Source organism: Chryseobacterium sp. MYb7 (assembly GCF_002979455.1).
Taxonomy (GTDB): domain Bacteria; phylum Bacteroidota; class Bacteroidia; order Flavobacteriales; family Weeksellaceae; genus Chryseobacterium.
The window spans coordinates 266,498-281,593 of record NZ_PCOU01000002.1 but is presented as its reverse complement, the minus strand read 5'-3'; the positions used below and the strand labels follow the sequence as shown (position 1 = coordinate 281,593).

The 15,096-nt window shown below is 33.7% G+C and carries 14 protein-coding genes; 7 read left to right on the top strand and 7 right to left on the bottom strand.

The features are described from left to right. Positions 1 to 81 precede the first annotated feature (81 nt). The gene (locus CQ046_RS03230; protein ID WP_105700880.1) at positions 82 to 732 is read right to left on the bottom strand and encodes a protein-L-isoaspartate(D-aspartate) O-methyltransferase; all 651 of its coding nucleotides are present in this window, start codon (positions 730 to 732) and stop codon (positions 82 to 84) included. 102 nt (positions 733 to 834) lie between these two features. Beyond that, positions 835 to 1,482, bottom strand: a complete 648-nt coding sequence (locus tag CQ046_RS03225; RefSeq protein WP_105700879.1) for a hypothetical protein — start codon at positions 1,480 to 1,482, stop codon at positions 835 to 837. Between the two features lie 133 nt (positions 1,483 to 1,615). Between CQ046_RS03225 and CQ046_RS03220 the strand changes: the two genes are divergently transcribed. The 6 genes from CQ046_RS03220 (at position 1,616) to CQ046_RS03195 (ending at position 7,335) form a co-directional block, all read left to right on the top strand. Beyond that, positions 1,616 to 2,578 (top strand): Gfo/Idh/MocA family protein, encoded by a 963-nt coding sequence (locus CQ046_RS03220; RefSeq protein WP_105700878.1) that lies wholly within the window; start codon positions 1,616 to 1,618, stop codon positions 2,576 to 2,578. A gap of 446 nt (positions 2,579 to 3,024) precedes the next feature. Further along, positions 3,025 to 4,755, top strand: coding sequence for a cellulase family glycosylhydrolase (locus tag CQ046_RS03215; protein ID WP_105700877.1), 1,731 nt, complete (start codon positions 3,025 to 3,027; stop codon positions 4,753 to 4,755). Between the two features lie 66 nt (positions 4,756 to 4,821). Then, a complete protein-coding gene (bla-A, locus tag CQ046_RS03210; protein ID WP_105700876.1) occupies positions 4,822 to 5,700 on the top strand; it encodes a CGA/CIA family class A beta-lactamase in 879 nt (292 codons plus the stop codon). Positions 5,701 to 5,732: 32 nt separating this feature from the next. Beyond that, a complete protein-coding gene (locus tag CQ046_RS03205) occupies positions 5,733 to 6,143 on the top strand; it encodes a hypothetical protein (protein ID WP_105700875.1) in 411 nt (136 codons plus the stop codon). A 10-nt stretch (positions 6,144 to 6,153) separates the two neighbouring features. Beyond that, entirely contained in the window at positions 6,154 to 7,044 is an 891-nt protein-coding gene (locus CQ046_RS03200) for a 3-hydroxybutyryl-CoA dehydrogenase (protein WP_185126140.1), read from the top strand. 51 nt (positions 7,045 to 7,095) lie between these two features. Continuing rightward, positions 7,096 to 7,335: a hypothetical protein gene (locus CQ046_RS03195; protein ID WP_002977986.1), complete on the top strand. Its 240-nt coding sequence runs from the start codon at positions 7,096 to 7,098 to the stop codon at positions 7,333 to 7,335. 48 nt (positions 7,336 to 7,383) lie between these two features. Here the strand turns inward: CQ046_RS03195 and CQ046_RS03190 are convergent, their stop codons facing one another. From CQ046_RS03190 to CQ046_RS03170, 5 genes are all read right to left on the bottom strand, one after another. Then, positions 7,384 to 7,794: an META domain-containing protein gene (locus CQ046_RS03190; RefSeq protein ID WP_105700873.1), complete on the bottom strand. Its 411-nt coding sequence runs from the start codon at positions 7,792 to 7,794 to the stop codon at positions 7,384 to 7,386. Positions 7,795 to 8,307: 513 nt separating this feature from the next. Beyond that, on the bottom strand, positions 8,308 to 10,710 hold the full coding sequence (gene pheT, locus CQ046_RS03185; protein WP_105700872.1) for a phenylalanine--tRNA ligase subunit beta: 2,403 nt from the start codon (positions 10,708 to 10,710) through the stop codon (positions 8,308 to 8,310). Between the two features lie 195 nt (positions 10,711 to 10,905). Beyond that, positions 10,906 to 11,679, bottom strand: coding sequence for a hypothetical protein (locus CQ046_RS03180; RefSeq protein WP_105700871.1), 774 nt, complete (start codon positions 11,677 to 11,679; stop codon positions 10,906 to 10,908). A gap of 4 nt (positions 11,680 to 11,683) precedes the next feature. After that, entirely contained in the window at positions 11,684 to 12,436 is a 753-nt protein-coding gene (locus CQ046_RS03175) for an imm11 family protein (protein WP_105700870.1), read from the bottom strand. Positions 12,437 to 12,439: 3 nt separating this feature from the next. Then, positions 12,440 to 14,410: an AHH domain-containing protein gene (locus CQ046_RS03170; protein WP_105700869.1), complete on the bottom strand. Its 1,971-nt coding sequence runs from the start codon at positions 14,408 to 14,410 to the stop codon at positions 12,440 to 12,442. Between the two features lie 288 nt (positions 14,411 to 14,698). Between CQ046_RS03170 and CQ046_RS03165 the strand changes: the two genes are divergently transcribed. Next, positions 14,699 to 15,091, top strand: coding sequence for a helix-turn-helix domain-containing protein (locus CQ046_RS03165; RefSeq protein ID WP_105700868.1), 393 nt, complete (start codon positions 14,699 to 14,701; stop codon positions 15,089 to 15,091). The last annotated feature ends 5 nt before the right edge of the window (positions 15,092 to 15,096 follow it).

The window sequence follows — 15,096 nt, the reverse complement described above, 5'->3', positions numbered from 1 at the left end:
CAGACTAAAGTCTGTTCTTATTGATAAGAATAATTTTCAAAAGAACTGGTGTTTGAGACCAGTTAGTCTACCAATTCCGTTCTATTGATTGGTATTTCCAAGCATCGGAACAAATTTATAAGCCCCAAATTCTTCTTTTTCAAATTCTGTTGGGCCTACTTTTGTAAATCGGTATAAAACCTGTTCATCTGTTGGGCCCAATGGAATCACCATTATTCCTCCGACATTCAGTTGTTTCAAAAGTTCTGTCGGTAATGTGGAAGCTCCACACGTTACGATTATTTTATCAAAAGGAGCAAAAGTAGGAAGTCCGGCAAAACCATCTCCAAAACTTTGGAATTTTGGAAACAAATGAAGCTCTCTGAGTTTCTTTTTAGAAAAATCAAACAGATCTTTCTGTCTTTCAACGGTATATACATGAGCTTTCATCGCCATCAGAACAGCAGTCTGGTATCCACATCCTGTTCCGATTTCCAGTATTTTTTCACCTGGTTTCACCTTCAACAGTTCAGACTGTTCCGCTACCGTGGAAGGATGGGAAATAGTCTGGTGCGCCAGAATGGGAAATGCCCTGTCTTCATAGGCAAAGTCTTCAAAAATACTTTCGATAAAAAGGTGTCTCGGAACTTCACTCATCGCCAGAAGTACATTTTCATCCGAAATTCCAATTCTCTGTCGAAGATATTCAACTAAAATCTTTCTTTTTCCTTTATGTACAAACGAATCCTGCATTTGACAAAAGTAAGAAATTAGAAATTAGATTTTACAAATTGGAGCAAAGAATTATCCACAAAAAAGAAGCAATCAAAAAAATGACTGCTTTATTTTTGTTTCTTAATTCCATTTTATAGGATAAGGTCCGTAAAACGCGCTAAAGGTATTATCAGCACATCTTTTTCTGACGAAAAAGTTATAATTCTGGGTTTTACTTAGTCCTGTATAGATGGCTTTTTGACCTGCAATTGCTAACTGTCCACTCGCAGGAGGTGCCGAACTTATCGTTAAAACAGTTTCATATGCAGAAACACCATCATTATCCCAGGATACTGTAGCATCAAAAGTAGAAGAAAGCGTGGAGGAAGTCGTTTTGGTATACGTTGCATACGCTGGCTGTACACAAGTTGTCGTACTACTTGCCAAAACAGTAATAGGTCCCGCCCAGTTACTTCGTCCATTGTCTATTCCGCAATTTTTTCTTACGTAAAGATCATACTTATTATTCTGATAGAGCGGGAGGCTATAGGAATTTTTGTAGGTGACCACTGTGGTTCCCTTTCCTAAAGAAAAGCCATGTTCTCCATACTGCACTTCATAATATCCTTCGCCCATGGTGTTCATGTTCCAGGAAAGGGTGTTACTCCCTTTTTCAAATGTCAAATTGGTTGGAGTTCCACATTGAGCCTGCGGGTCATACGGGCTATCTCCTATACATCCGGCAGTACACAATCCAAAGAAGAGTACAATTGAAATTATTCTTTTCATCGTTATTTTTCAGACCGTGAATTTACTGTAATTTCTTTAATGAATAAATGTGCTGAACCTTGAATATATCAAGTGAAAAGTCATGTATTTTATAAATGTACATTCACTATATTTACAAAAATTTAATACAGCTATGTTAAAAGCAGGTTTGGTAGGTGCCGGACACTTGGGAAAAATACATTTAAAACTTCTTAATCAGTCTGATAGATATGAATTTGTAGGTTTCCACGATAAAGATGTTGAAAACGGAAAGAAATTAGAAGCCGAATTCGGATATAAATATTTTGAAAATTTTGATGAATTGCTTGAGCAGATTGACATGCTTGACATTGTCACTCCCACAGTTTATCATTATGATTATGCGCTAAAAGCCATCGAAAAAGGTCTTCATTTCTTTATTGAAAAACCGGTAACCCAAACGCTTGAGCAGGCAGAAGAAATTCTTCGTTTGTGCCAGGAAAAAGGAATCAAAGCACAGGTAGGACACGTTGAGAGATATAATCCTGCATTTATTGCTACTAAAGAATACATCAGTACTCCGATGTTTATTGAAATTCACAGGCTGGCAGAGTTTAATCCTCGTGGTACGGATGTTTCTGTAGTATTGGATCTTATGATTCACGATCTTGATATTCTTTTAAGTATTGCGAAATCTAAAGTGAAAAACATTCACGCAAGCGGTGTTTGTGTAGTAAGCAAAACTCCGGATATTGCCAATGCAAGAATAGAGTTTGAAAATGGATGTGTAGCCAATCTTACGACTTCCAGAATTTCTATGAAAGCTATGAGAAAGAGCAGATTCTTCCAAAAAGATGCTTACATTTCCGTTGATTTTCTTGAGAAAAAAGCTGAAGTAATCAGAATGAAGGATGCTCCTGAAAACCCTACTCCATTTGATATGATTATTGAAAATGCAGAGGGAGAAAAGAACCAGATCTTGTTTGAATACCCTAATATCCAGCCTAACAATGCTATTCTGGATGAATTGAATTCTTTTGCAGATGCCATCACAGACAACAAAAATGTAGAGGTTTCTCTTGAAGACGGAACTGAAGCATTGAAAGTGGCTTTAGAAATTATGAGACTTATTAGTTAAAAATACGCTGTCTAAATAAGCAGCAATAGATATAATGCTATCTTATAATCAGAATAATGGGGTTATGAGGTAGCTTTTTTTATTTTACAAACGCAAAGGTTTCATTTTCAGCTATGTATTAATTGAGTGAGCAAAGGTTGAATCGATTAAAAATCGATTTGATGAAGCGGTATTATTTATTCTGTTAATTTCTGATTTGCATCCTTTAATTCTTGTGATGAAATAAAAACTTTTCATTAACAATTGCTTATTTATCAATAAAAAATCCTTTTCAAAATAAAAAAACTATATATTTGAAGAATAATTCGATACAATATTGAAAGATTTTGTTTTACATATATGGATATCTGACATCTTTAATGAACTGAATACAGATTCATCTTGTAATGTCAGCATTCTCTATCAACTCTAATATTTCCCTATTCTTTTAAACCATTGAAAATACTATGAAAAGAGCCATTCTATTATCCGCAGTTTTATTGTCTCAATTTGGGACATCACAATTATTAAAAACTTCCGGACAGAAAATCGTTAATGATAAAGGTGAAAATATTCAATTGAAAGGCCTTGGGCTGGGCGGTTGGATGCTTCAGGAAGGATATATGCTGAAAACTGCTGATTTTGCGGGACCTCAGTATAAGATTAAGGAGAAAATTGCAGAATTAATTGGTGAAGACGGAATGAATGAGTTCTACAAAGCGTATCTTAAAAACGGAATCACAAAACAGGATATTGATTTTCTGGCTAAAGCAGGATTCAATTCTATAAGGCTGCCGATGCATTACAATCTTTATACGCTGCCGATTGAAAAAGAGCCTGTAAAGGGAAAAGATACGTGGCTGGATGAAGGTTTTAAAATGACTGATGATCTTCTTCAATGGTGTACAGATAACAAAATATATTTGATTCTGGATCTTCATGCTGCTCCGGGTGGCCAGGGAAATGATGCTAATATCTCTGATAATGATAAGTCTAAACCTTCGCTTTGGGAGAATGAAGAGAATCAGAGAAAGACTGTAGCACTATGGAAAAGGCTGGCCGAAAGATATAAAGACAATCCATGGATTGGAGGTTATGACCTGATTAATGAACCTAATATCAATTTCACAGGTAAAAATCCTAATGGTACTGATGAAATGTCTAATGCTCCACTTTGGAAGCTTCAGAAGGATATCACAGCAGCCATCAGAGAGGTTGATAAAAAGCATATTATTTTCATTGAAGGAAACGGATGGGGAAATAATTATAACGGATTACCGGCTATATGGGATAATAATATGGCTTTTAGTTTTCATAAATACTGGAATTACAATGATGATCAAACGCTGAAATTTGCACTGGATCTAAGAGAAAAGCATAATATGCCAATCTGGCTTGGTGAGACTGGTGAGAATTCAAATGTTTGGTTTACTGAACTGATCCAGCTTTTGGGTAAACACAATATCGGGTATGCATTCTGGCCGATGAAAAAGATTGATAATATTGCCGGAATTAACAATGTAAAAATCACTCCTGAGTATGAGAAACTGTTGGATTACTGGAAAAATGGCGGTGAAAAACCATCTAAAGAGTATGCAAAAAAAGCTTTACTACAGATTGCAGACCATTACAAACTGAACAATACTGAGATTAAGAGAGATGTGATTGATGCGATGTTCAGACAGATTACAGAGGCTTCTACAAAACCGTTCAGAAACCATCAGGCGCCGGGAAGAATATTCGCTTCAGAATATGATTTGGGAAGAATGGGTTCTGCTTATCTGGATAAAGATTTTATTAACCTTTGGGTAAGTGATCCTGCCAAAAGATCGGAATGGAACTCCGGACAGCAGATGAGAAATGATGGTGTAGATATCTATAAATGTAACGACAAGGTTACGAACCAATATTATGTGGGGAAAACAGAAACCGGAGAATGGCTTCAGTATACGGTTCAGTCAAAAGGAGATAGAAATTATGCAATTGACATCAGATATTCGGCTTCCAATGCCTCTAAAATAAGAATTGAAACAGCTTCCGGAAAAGTTTTAGCTACGATACCGCTGGCATACACTGGAGGAAATGAGAACTGGAAGACCATTTCGGCAAAAAACATCAACCTTCAGAAGGGAGAAAATAAAATCAGAATCGTCTTTGAAAATGATGGTGCCAATCTGAATTATTTTGAATTAAAATAGTAATAATTGTCTTAAATTGCAGCTCTCTTTTGGTCTTCAGAAGAGAGCTTTTTTAATGATATTATTATGAAAAAAACAGCATTCTTTTTTCTTTTGATCTCAGCATTTACATTTGCTCAGACTTCTCTATTAGAACAAAAAATAAACTCAATTCTTAAGAACAAAAAGGCAACCGTAGGTGTTTCGGTCTTAGGCTTTGAAAATGGTTTTAAATATAATAAAAATGCAGACAAAAAGCTTCCGATGCAAAGTGTATTTAAATTTCACATTGCTGTTGCGGTTTTGAATGCAGTAGATCAGGGGAAACTTTCCTTAGATCAGAAAATTAAATTGGATCATTCAAATTTATTGGAGAACACATGGTCGCCGCTTCGTGATCAATATGCCGGAAAAGAGGTTGAAATTCCGTTAAGTGAAGTGATTGAATATACAGTTGCCAAAAGCGATAATAATGGCTGTGACATTCTTTTAAAACTATTGGGAGGAACTCAGACTGTACAGAAGTTTATGGATTCCAAAGGAGTAAAAGGCTTTCAGATCAAATATAATGAAGAGGCAATGCATAAAGACTGGAATGTTCAGTATGAAAATTACAGCACTACAAAATCAGCAGCTGATGCTCTTAAAAAATTCTATGACGGAAAATTATTATCCAAAAAATCTACAGATTATCTGATGAAAGTAATGTGGTCTACTTCAACAGGATTGAATAAAATGGTAGAGCAGCTTCCAAAAAACACTCCCGTGGCAAGAAAAACTGGATCTTCCGGGAAGAATGATGCAGGCTTAACAGGTGCGGAAAATGAAATTGGGATCATTACTTTACCTAATGGCAAACATTATGCATTAGCTGTATTTGTCAGTAACTCAACGGAAACGGATACCATTAACTGCAAGATGATTTCAGATATTTCCAGGGAAGTCTGGGAATATTTTAATAAATAAAATTTTAAGCTTATTTTTAAAGCGATTTTAACATGAAAAAATTAATAGTAACAACGGCTCTATTTGCTTTCACATTCTTTTATTCTCAGAAGAATCAGAATTATTTACAAATCAGCTACGGAAGTGTCTGCTGTGGTCCGCCATCTGATAAGCCTGTGGTAAGCTTTCTGAAGGAATTTAAGAATAAAAGCCAGATCAAAAGTATGGAGATCCTGATAGAAAAAGGAAGAGGTAGAGAAGGAGAATATACATTATATGTTGGTACTGATTTTCTTACAAAGAATCAAAAAAAACGACTTGTAAGAGGATTAACAGCGGCTGTTTCTAATCAGAATAACAGTAAGAAAAATCAAAATGTAGGAAATGTTTTCTTTGATTCTACAGCGGTTGTCACTCAATCGGAGCTTACGGACATAAAAAATTTAACTATCTATAAAAAATAAAGGAAAAATGATCAAAAACATTGTAGTTATCGGAGCAGGAACCATGGGAAATGGTATTGCACATACTTTCGCACAAAGCGGTTTTAAAGTAAATCTTGTAGACGTATCCCAGGAAGCTTTGGACAGAGGTTTAAAAACCATTACTACCAATCTTGACAGAATCATTGCAAAAGGAAACCTTACAGAGGAGCAAAAAGCAGAAACTTTAGGCAACATCACAACTTTTACAGCATTAAATGATGCAGTAGGAGCTGCTGACCTTATTGTGGAGGCTGCTACAGAAAACATGGATCTTAAATTGAAGATCTTCGGTCAGATGGACGAACTGGCCCCTGCAGGCTGTATCCTTGCAACCAATACTTCATCTATATCAATCACCAAAATTGCTGCAGCTACCAAAAGAGCTGATAAAGTAATCGGTATGCACTTCATGAACCCAGTTCCCATCATGAAACTGGTAGAAATCATCAAAGGATATTCTACATCTAAAGAGACTTTTGATGCTATTTATGACATGAGTAAAACGCTAGGGAAAGTTCCTGTAGAGGTGAATGACTATCCAGGTTTTGTGGCGAACAGAATTTTGATGCCAATGATTAATGAGTCTATCGAAACACTTTACAACGGAGTTGCTGGTGTAGAAGAAATTGATACGGTAATGAAATTGGGAATGGCTCATCCGATGGGCCCACTTCAGCTGGCTGACTTTATTGGTCTTGATGTATGCCTTGCCATCCTGAATGTAATGTATGACGGTTTCAAAAATCCTAAGTACGCTCCAAACCCATTGCTTGTAAATATGGTAACAGCGGGGAAACTTGGTGTAAAATCAGGTGAAGGGTTCTACGATTATTCTGAAAGCAAAAAAGCTGAAAAAGTTTCAAAAATGTTTTTGAAGTAATTTTAAGTCAATAATTTTATTTATCTTTGAGAAAGTTAAAACATTAAAAAAATGAAATTACCAAAGTTTTTATTAGCAGATAATTCGGAATTTCCAGAGGATCTATTCGTAGTTCATACAGAATATCCAAGATTTATCTTAAACGTTGAGGAAGAAGAAGTTGAGTGGTTAGATGATCTTGAAGGTGATGATGAAGAAACGATGGCAGACGAGGCTACTAAAGTAGTAGAAGCAGCGTTCAAATGGTGCGACGAAGAGTTGGCTAAGTACGACGAAGAAGAGGAAGATTAATAATACTCTAAACATAAAAAAGGAACTCAATTGAGTTCCTTTTGTTTTTTATTCTGATTTAGTGAATTTCAATAGTAAAAGATTGTCTTTATACAATTCTAAAGTATTTCCGGAAATCACATATTTGTTTGCTTTTCCCATCATATCCATAAAGTTCTGCTCTACTCCAATATTGTTGCACATCATTTTTGTAGATCCCATTTGTCCCGCTGTAAAACCACCTGTAGACGGATCTATTGTAGCTGTTCCGAAATAGTTGTTACATCCGGCATTTCCAGTGATCTTTTCTCCTTCAATATTCAATGTTGGAACTTTGCCTTTTACCGTTTCAGCCAATGTCCATTTTGTGTTGGCAAGAGCAGGCTGAGCTTTTCCTACTTTAGACGCAGACGGGCTTGTCATGGATCCACATGAAGCCAAAACTGCAACTGTACATATACTTAAAAAAAGATTTTTCATTTTTTACTTTTTGAATTAACCCAAATTTACGGAAATTATATTATTTAAACGGGTTGCCGTGAATTTTATTATTCTTTAACACTTGATATTTTGAATATTTTTCAGAATTATTTTTATGTTCTTGATGATCAAAAAAAGGGTTAAAAGCGCTAAAACATAAGAACTTTATCTGCACTAAAGTTGTAACGTTGCCTTCTCATTCCGAAGGAATCTATACTATAATTGTTTTATAAAACATACTGAGACTCCTACGGAGTGACAAGATTGGGATAGATTATTTTTATAAAAACCTTCTATTTTAAACACTAATAACACTAATATATTCACAAATATCACAAATGCTATTCAATAAGAATGGGCTATAATCCTGAACCTAGTCGAAGGGAGCCCATTTTGTCTAAACAAAAATTCATTTGGCTTTAGCTGAAACATGTTAATACATTTTTATTAAACCTTAAAAAAACGGACTTAAAAAGTCCGTTTTTATTATCGTGAAATATATATTTTCAAGTATTAAGATCTCAATTCTGCGTTGAATTCTTTCTGGAAAGCTTTGATAAGAGAATCCATTACTTCAGTGATCTCTTTTTCTTCCAGTGTTTTTTCTTCGTTTAACAGCTCGAAGCTCATTGCATAAGACTTCTTACCTTCAGGAAGATTTTTACCTTCATACACATCGAACAGATTAATATTCTTAATGAATGGAGATTTGTTCTTTTTAGCCGTCTGATATAAATCCTGATAATTTACCGTTTTATCAATTAATAAAGCCAAGTCTCTTCTGATTTTGTTGAATTTCGGAATATCTTTGAATTTCAGTTCATTTTTAGAACGCAATTCCTGAGCATATTCCAATTCAATTTCTGCATAGAAACATTCCTGATCGATATCAAAATCTTTCAATAAAGCCGGAGCTACTTTTCCAATTCTCACCAAAGCTTTACCATCCGCTTCGTATACCAATGCATCGGAGAATCTTTCGTCAGACAGAGCTACTTCTTTATAGTTTACAGCAAGTCTTTCCAATAAAACTTTCACATAGGCTTTAAGGTTATAGAAACTTACAGCAGACTTTGACTGAAGCCAGTTTTCTGCAACATCTCTTCCGGAAACCAATAATGCCAATTGCTTTCTTTCTTCGTATTTATCTTTTTTGTGATAAATTTTTCCTAATTCGAAGAATTTGATATCCTGATTCTTTCTGTTGATATTGTATACTGTATTCTGAAGAAGTCCTTCTAATAAAGACTTTCTCATGAATGCCAGATCTCCGCTTAAAGGGTTTAATAGTTTTACCGCATCTGTTTCATCTTTTACAGAAGTCAATGAATTGTTCATTACTTCATTGAAACCAATACTTTGTAAAGTTCTTGCCCAGCTGTTTTCCAGTTCATCCTGATCGTTAGCACTTAGCTTAACAGGAGTAAACGAAATCTTCTGTGGAGCATCAATTTTATTATATCCGTAGATTCTTAAAATCTCTTCAATCACATCAATTTCTCTCGTTACATCCGCTCTGTAAGCAGGAACAGAGATTTCAAAACCGTTAGGAATTTCATTTAAAACCTGAATTTCCAAAGCTTTTAAGATTTCCTTTACTTTTTCTCTGTGAATTTTTGTTCCTAAAATCTGTTCAATTTTAGAGAATCTGATAATCACATAGTTATCTTCTATTTTCTTAGGATATTCTTCCAGTAACTCCCCTACTAATTTTCCTTCAGCAATTTCCTGAATCATTTTAACAGCATGAGTGATTGCTGTTCTTGTAAGGTTTGGATCTACCCCTCTTTCAAATCTGAAAGAAGCATCTGTATTCAAGCTGTGTGCTTTAGCTCCTTTTCTTACGGCGATAGGATTGAAATAAGCACTTTCAAGGAATATTATTTTCGTAGCTTCAGATACTCCTGATTTCTCACCACCGAATACTCCGGCAATACACATTGGCTTATCTTTACCGTCTTTGATCATGATTTCAGAACCATTCAATGTTCTTTCAACACCATCTAAAGTCGTAAATTTCGTTCCCGGTTTTACCACACCTACTTTCACTTTCTTATCTGCAATTTTGTCTGCATCAAATGCATGAAGCGGCTGTCCATATCCGTGAAGAATATAGTTTGTAATATCTACAACGTTATTGATCGGGCTTAATCCGATCGCTTTCAATCTGTCTTTTAACCAAGATGGTGATTCTGCAACTTTTACATCTTCAATCACAGCTCCGATATATCTTGGACACAATTCTGCATCTTCAATTTCCAATTTGAAATCATGAGTTCCCTCACTATTCAAAACTTCAGAAGCTACTTTATTAAATTGAGATTTCAATTGGTTTGTAGAAAGATAAGCGTGTAAATCTCTGGCAACACCATAGTGAGACATAGCATCTGTTCTGTTCGGTGTTAATCCGATTTCAAACACTTCGTCATTGGTAAGTTCAAAATAGTCAGCAAAGTTTTTCCCTACTTCATATTTAGTTTCATCCAGCACCATGATACCTCCATGATCATCACTAAGACCAAGTTCATCCTCAGCACAGATCATTCCCTGAGAAACCTCACCTCTGATTTTTGCTTCTTTAATTTCAAAAAAGTTTCCGGTTTTGTCATAGATTTTCGTTCCGACAACAGCTACAGGAACAGTTTGTCCAGCTTCTACATTAGGAGCTCCACAAACAATGTTCAACACTTTTCCGTTTCCTACGTCTACAGTTGTCTTCTTCAGTTTGTCAGCATTAGGATGTTTTTCGCAAGTTAAAACTTTACCTACAACAATTCCTTCCAGGCTGCCTCTTACACTTTCAAATTTATCTATCCCTTCAACCTCAAGACCTATATCTGTAAGGAATTCACCGATTCTTTCAGTTTTTGATTCCGTTTTTACAAAGTCTTTCAGCCAGTTGTTTGATATTTTCATTTGTTAATCTATCTACTTATTTAATTTGTCAGATGCCACAAAGGTTTCATCTGCTCTATTTTGAAACTTTTATTTGAAATTCCACACTTATTTCGATGTGTTTTTTCAAGCTACAAATGTCGTGTTTTTTTGAGAAATAGAGAAATTTAGAAGCCACTTTAAGATAATAAATTTTCGTTAATCTTATGCTATTTTTTATTTGAGGGTTAAAGTTTGTAAAGTAAATTTCCTTTCATAACCTTTAATATCACTTTGAGTTTCCAAAATATCCAAAGGATAATATTTTTCTAAAATAGATTTCTCAAATACTACAGGATGGTATAAAGATCGTATTTTGTCCGTTACCCACATTTCACGTTTGTAGATAGTATTTCTAATAAATTCAAGATAATCTTCATCATTCCCCTCATTATTTTCTTTGTATTCGTAAATTACCTTATAACAATCATAACCATTGATTGTTTTTTTACTTTTCTTATCTACAATTGTTCTCAATATTATATTTGAAGAATAAGCATATATCTTTTCATTAAAAGTAGTTGTGGAATCTATTTTTGAAAATGTAGTAGAAATATTCTTTTGCGTATCAATTACTTCATATCGCTCAGACATTATTTCATCTGCCGAATTAGAGCTTATAATTTTGAAGTTGTCAAATTTAAAAGCATAGATTTGTGAAGAATCTTGTGGAAACATCATCATTTCCATCATTTCAGCATTCTGTGATACCATCTGCTCTATTTCTATTTCTTTTCCTTTTCCATTACTTTCTTTTAATAAAGAATTTTGTAAAGTTTTTTTAAATTTCTCTTTTGAAATTTGTAAATCTTTATCAAATAATTTACGATCTATAATCTTTGATACTTCTTTAAATGTAATTTCTCCTTTTGTAGGTATAAATGGTTTATTGGCTTGAGCATTAACGCTCAAACCAATAAACATAATAAAAATGAAAACTATTTTTTTCATAATTTTATAATTTGCCATAAACTTTTTCTCTTTCTCCTCCTGGAGCTACCCATTCATTATAGCTTAATTCGGATGGCTGAAATTCTATTCCTGTACAACCTGTATCTTCTATCTTATTTTTTAGTTTTTCAGATACATAATAGCCTACACCACCTGAAACATATCTTAGTGAAAAAAAATCATCGCCGATAATGTCTTCTTTTAAAGCTAATTTTTCAATGATTGTTATTTCCAATTTTTCCTTTGTTCTTTTCAAGTGATTTTCAAACTCTTCTAAATCATCTACGTGAATCTCTATATTTTTGGTAGAATATGTGACATTAAAATTTTCATCTTTTTTCTCATAAATAATTTTACAATTTTTGAAATCAATAAATTCTTGATTAAACTCATACATATTTATTAACCAATAATCATGATATGCCTCATTCTTCTTTAAAATACTTATATTGAAAAATTGCATTCCTGTATTTCTGCTTTTTTCTAATATTCTTTTCAATGTACCACTCATAATTAATTTACCGGATATTGGTCCTCCGTCCATTATCAAATCATTAACTTTTGAATTGGCAAAAAGTTCAATATCTAATAAGTATGGTTCAAAATTTATCTTTTCATGATAGATATTTCCTACAAACTTTGGAACTTCCCAATATAATTGACCAGTGGGAGGAATTTTAAGTTTATAATCTTTTATATAGTTATCATTTCCTCTTATTTTCGTACTTAATGTAAAATTTATTTTGTAATAATTCATAATTTAAAAGACTAAATCATTTAGATGTGTATTTGGATTATTAATTATAGCTTGTTTAGCTTGATTGATTATTTTCATTAATTCCACATATGATTGCTCAGCCGTTAGATTAGAAGGCAATGCTTGTAATTTAGTAAAAATTCTATTATTATAAGCATGATGATTAGGTTGATTTCTCCATGAGGCAACTGCAATACCATTTAAAGCCTCATTCAAATGAAATGCATTCATTGATTTTGCTGCTTTTTGTACTATTGGGTGCGTTTGTATATTATAAGCCCAAGGTATAATATGATGTGCCTGCTTTGCTTTATCTGTTAGTTTTAATACTTTTCTCAGTTGATTTGAATATCCAAATTTAATCAATCCATCTGTTCCAACAACCCATTTTAACACTTGTCTGGAAGCAATATCGGAAGCATTCATAACTTTTACTCCAAATTTAGATCCTGTTGCAAACCAACCTGCAATAGGAATTGCTGAAGCATAGCTTAAACTTGCATTCAAACCATCCCCTTGTATAGTATAAATAACACCATTTGTTAAGTCGCATACTTCTCCTATAACAGGAACTAAACCTCCCAAATCTAATAGCAATTGTATTGTTTCTCCAGAAGCTTTCCAAAAACATTTTGCTTTACTCCATTCAGGATAAAATTTTCTATTAAAATGATAATTTGCAATAATCATTTTAGTTTTTTCATGAATCACATTTTGTGGTACAATAATAATAGAAGGGCAGCATTGATTAAGAACTGTTCCCATCTGCGCTTCCGTCATGGTTTCAATGTCTGCATAAGAGGTAAATGCAACAAATGCTTCGTTTGTTTCTTTTATATATTCTTCATCATAAGGAGAGTTTTCAATTTCTAGATTTATAGCTACATAATCTTGAATCTCTGATACCGAAAGTAGAGAAAGCTTATTGTGAAAATCTAATGTATAACCATCAAGAAAGAACTTTTTAAACTGTGCTGTTGTTATAGTACTTGGCAAATTGGCCTGCAAACACAGTGTAATGAAATTTTGTGCTTCTATGCTCCCTCCATTTAGATCAAAAAAAGCTTGGAAAGTATCATAAAACTCAGTATTTGCCATGTCATAAAGAATAGTTTTTAAATCTACTGGAAGTTTTTTAGCATAAAAAAAGAATCTACTAAGAGTTGGAATTGTAGGTGTTTCTGTATTACTTCCTCCTCCTAAACCTCCTCCATCACCAGAACCAGTACCACCTCCTGGTGCACCGTCAATTCCGAGACTTGTATCTGCTGTACATACTAATGCTACAACAGTAATATGTTGAGCTGGGTAACCTCCTTGATTTTGCCAATTACAGCTTCCCCAACTGCTTTCATTTCCTTGATGATGTTCTCCTGTGTAGCAAGAAAAATACATATCTACTGTTTGATAAGAACAAGATTCGGCAACTCCCATACTTCTATTAGAAATCACTCCTCCATAAGTTCCTTTTGCAAGTTCAATAGCAGTAGCTCTATCAGCTGTTTTCACTCCTTTTCCTGAAAGTAGGTCAAGTTTTTCCTGTTGTGTAAAATTATACGTTACTAAAAGCTCTTTATAGCTTCCATCAGGCAAAGAAGATAACACCAGATTTTCTAAAGGAGCATCTTCAGGAGCATTTTCCCGGACCAGATTAAATGTGTAAGTGTGGAAAGTCGGTCCAGATTCAATGTATGTCACATTGTCTGTGTCAATGGAAACACCATTTGCATAATCAACGGTTTTGCCTAATGCATTGGTTTTAATGTTTGTTAAATTGTTTTGTGCTTTTTGTAATTCAGTTTTAAGAAGTGATTTATGTTTACTTTGTTCTAAACGAATTGTTTTAGATGTTGGTCTGAATTGACTACTGTTGTTGTATATTTCTTGTTCTGTTGTTAGTTCATTCCTACAGGAATATAACAAGACCATAATGGCTACTAAGGAAAGTAACCTTGAAATAAATTTGTTTTTCATTGTGAATTTATGTTTAAATTAATAAGCGGTAATAGTACCAATTATCGACAAATTATTATATAGGTATTTCCCCTATATTTTAAATGTGGTTTTTACGGGAGTTCGTTTTACCCTGATAGAATAGATTTTTTCATTGTGTTCTATTTAAGTTAGCTATTAGTAATATTATCAATGCATTGTGATTTATATATTTAATAATTGAACAAGTATAAGAACATTTCATAAAAATATTATATTACTTTTGCAATAAAAATATTACTTTTGTAACAAAAATTACAATCATTGGTTATGGAAACTATGGAAATCATTATTGAAAAGATAAAAGAACATCGCAAAAAGAAAGGGTTTTCCCATGAAAATATGGCAGATGAGTTACACATCAGCCAGGCTGCATATAGTAAAATAGAGAAAAACGAGACCAAACTTACTGTAGACCGCCTGTACCAAATAGCAGAAATATTAGAAACCCCGGTTTATGAACTACTGGATGTAAACCCAAATAATATTTATAATCAACAATACTTTTATGACACTTCGGTGGGTCATCAAGAAATTCAAAATCTCTATCAGGAGAATAAGGATAAAACCGGTAAGATAGAATTTTTGTATGAAGAAAGGTTAAAAGATAAAGACAAGATGATAGAGCAACTACAAAATATCATCACTTCATTGAAAAAATAAAAGCC

Bases quoted from the DNA above. Each gene is read 5' to 3' on its own strand.
- CQ046_RS03230 (WP_105700880.1), bottom strand. From the start codon at position 732: ATGCAGGATTCGTTTGTACATAAAGGAAAAAGAAAGATTTTAGTTGAA.
- CQ046_RS03225 (WP_105700879.1), bottom strand. From the start codon at position 1,482: ATGAAAAGAATAATTTCAATTGTACTCTTCTTTGGATTGTGTACTGCC.
- CQ046_RS03220 (WP_105700878.1), top strand. From the start codon at position 1,616: ATGTTAAAAGCAGGTTTGGTAGGTGCCGGACACTTGGGAAAAATACAT.
- CQ046_RS03215 (WP_105700877.1), top strand. From the start codon at position 3,025: ATGAAAAGAGCCATTCTATTATCCGCAGTTTTATTGTCTCAATTTGGG.
- bla-A (WP_105700876.1), top strand. From the start codon at position 4,822: ATGAAAAAAACAGCATTCTTTTTTCTTTTGATCTCAGCATTTACATTT.
- CQ046_RS03205 (WP_105700875.1), top strand. From the start codon at position 5,733: ATGAAAAAATTAATAGTAACAACGGCTCTATTTGCTTTCACATTCTTT.
- CQ046_RS03195 (WP_002977986.1), top strand. From the start codon at position 7,096: ATGAAATTACCAAAGTTTTTATTAGCAGATAATTCGGAATTTCCAGAG.
- CQ046_RS03190 (WP_105700873.1), bottom strand. From the start codon at position 7,794: ATGAAAAATCTTTTTTTAAGTATATGTACAGTTGCAGTTTTGGCTTCA.
- pheT (WP_105700872.1), bottom strand. From the start codon at position 10,710: ATGAAAATATCAAACAACTGGCTGAAAGACTTTGTAAAAACGGAATCA.
- CQ046_RS03180 (WP_105700871.1), bottom strand. From the start codon at position 11,679: ATGAAAAAAATAGTTTTCATTTTTATTATGTTTATTGGTTTGAGCGTT.
- CQ046_RS03175 (WP_105700870.1), bottom strand. From the start codon at position 12,436: ATGAATTATTACAAAATAAATTTTACATTAAGTACGAAAATAAGAGGA.
- CQ046_RS03170 (WP_105700869.1), bottom strand. From the start codon at position 14,410: ATGAAAAACAAATTTATTTCAAGGTTACTTTCCTTAGTAGCCATTATG.
- CQ046_RS03165 (WP_105700868.1), top strand. From the start codon at position 14,699: ATGGAAACTATGGAAATCATTATTGAAAAGATAAAAGAACATCGCAAA.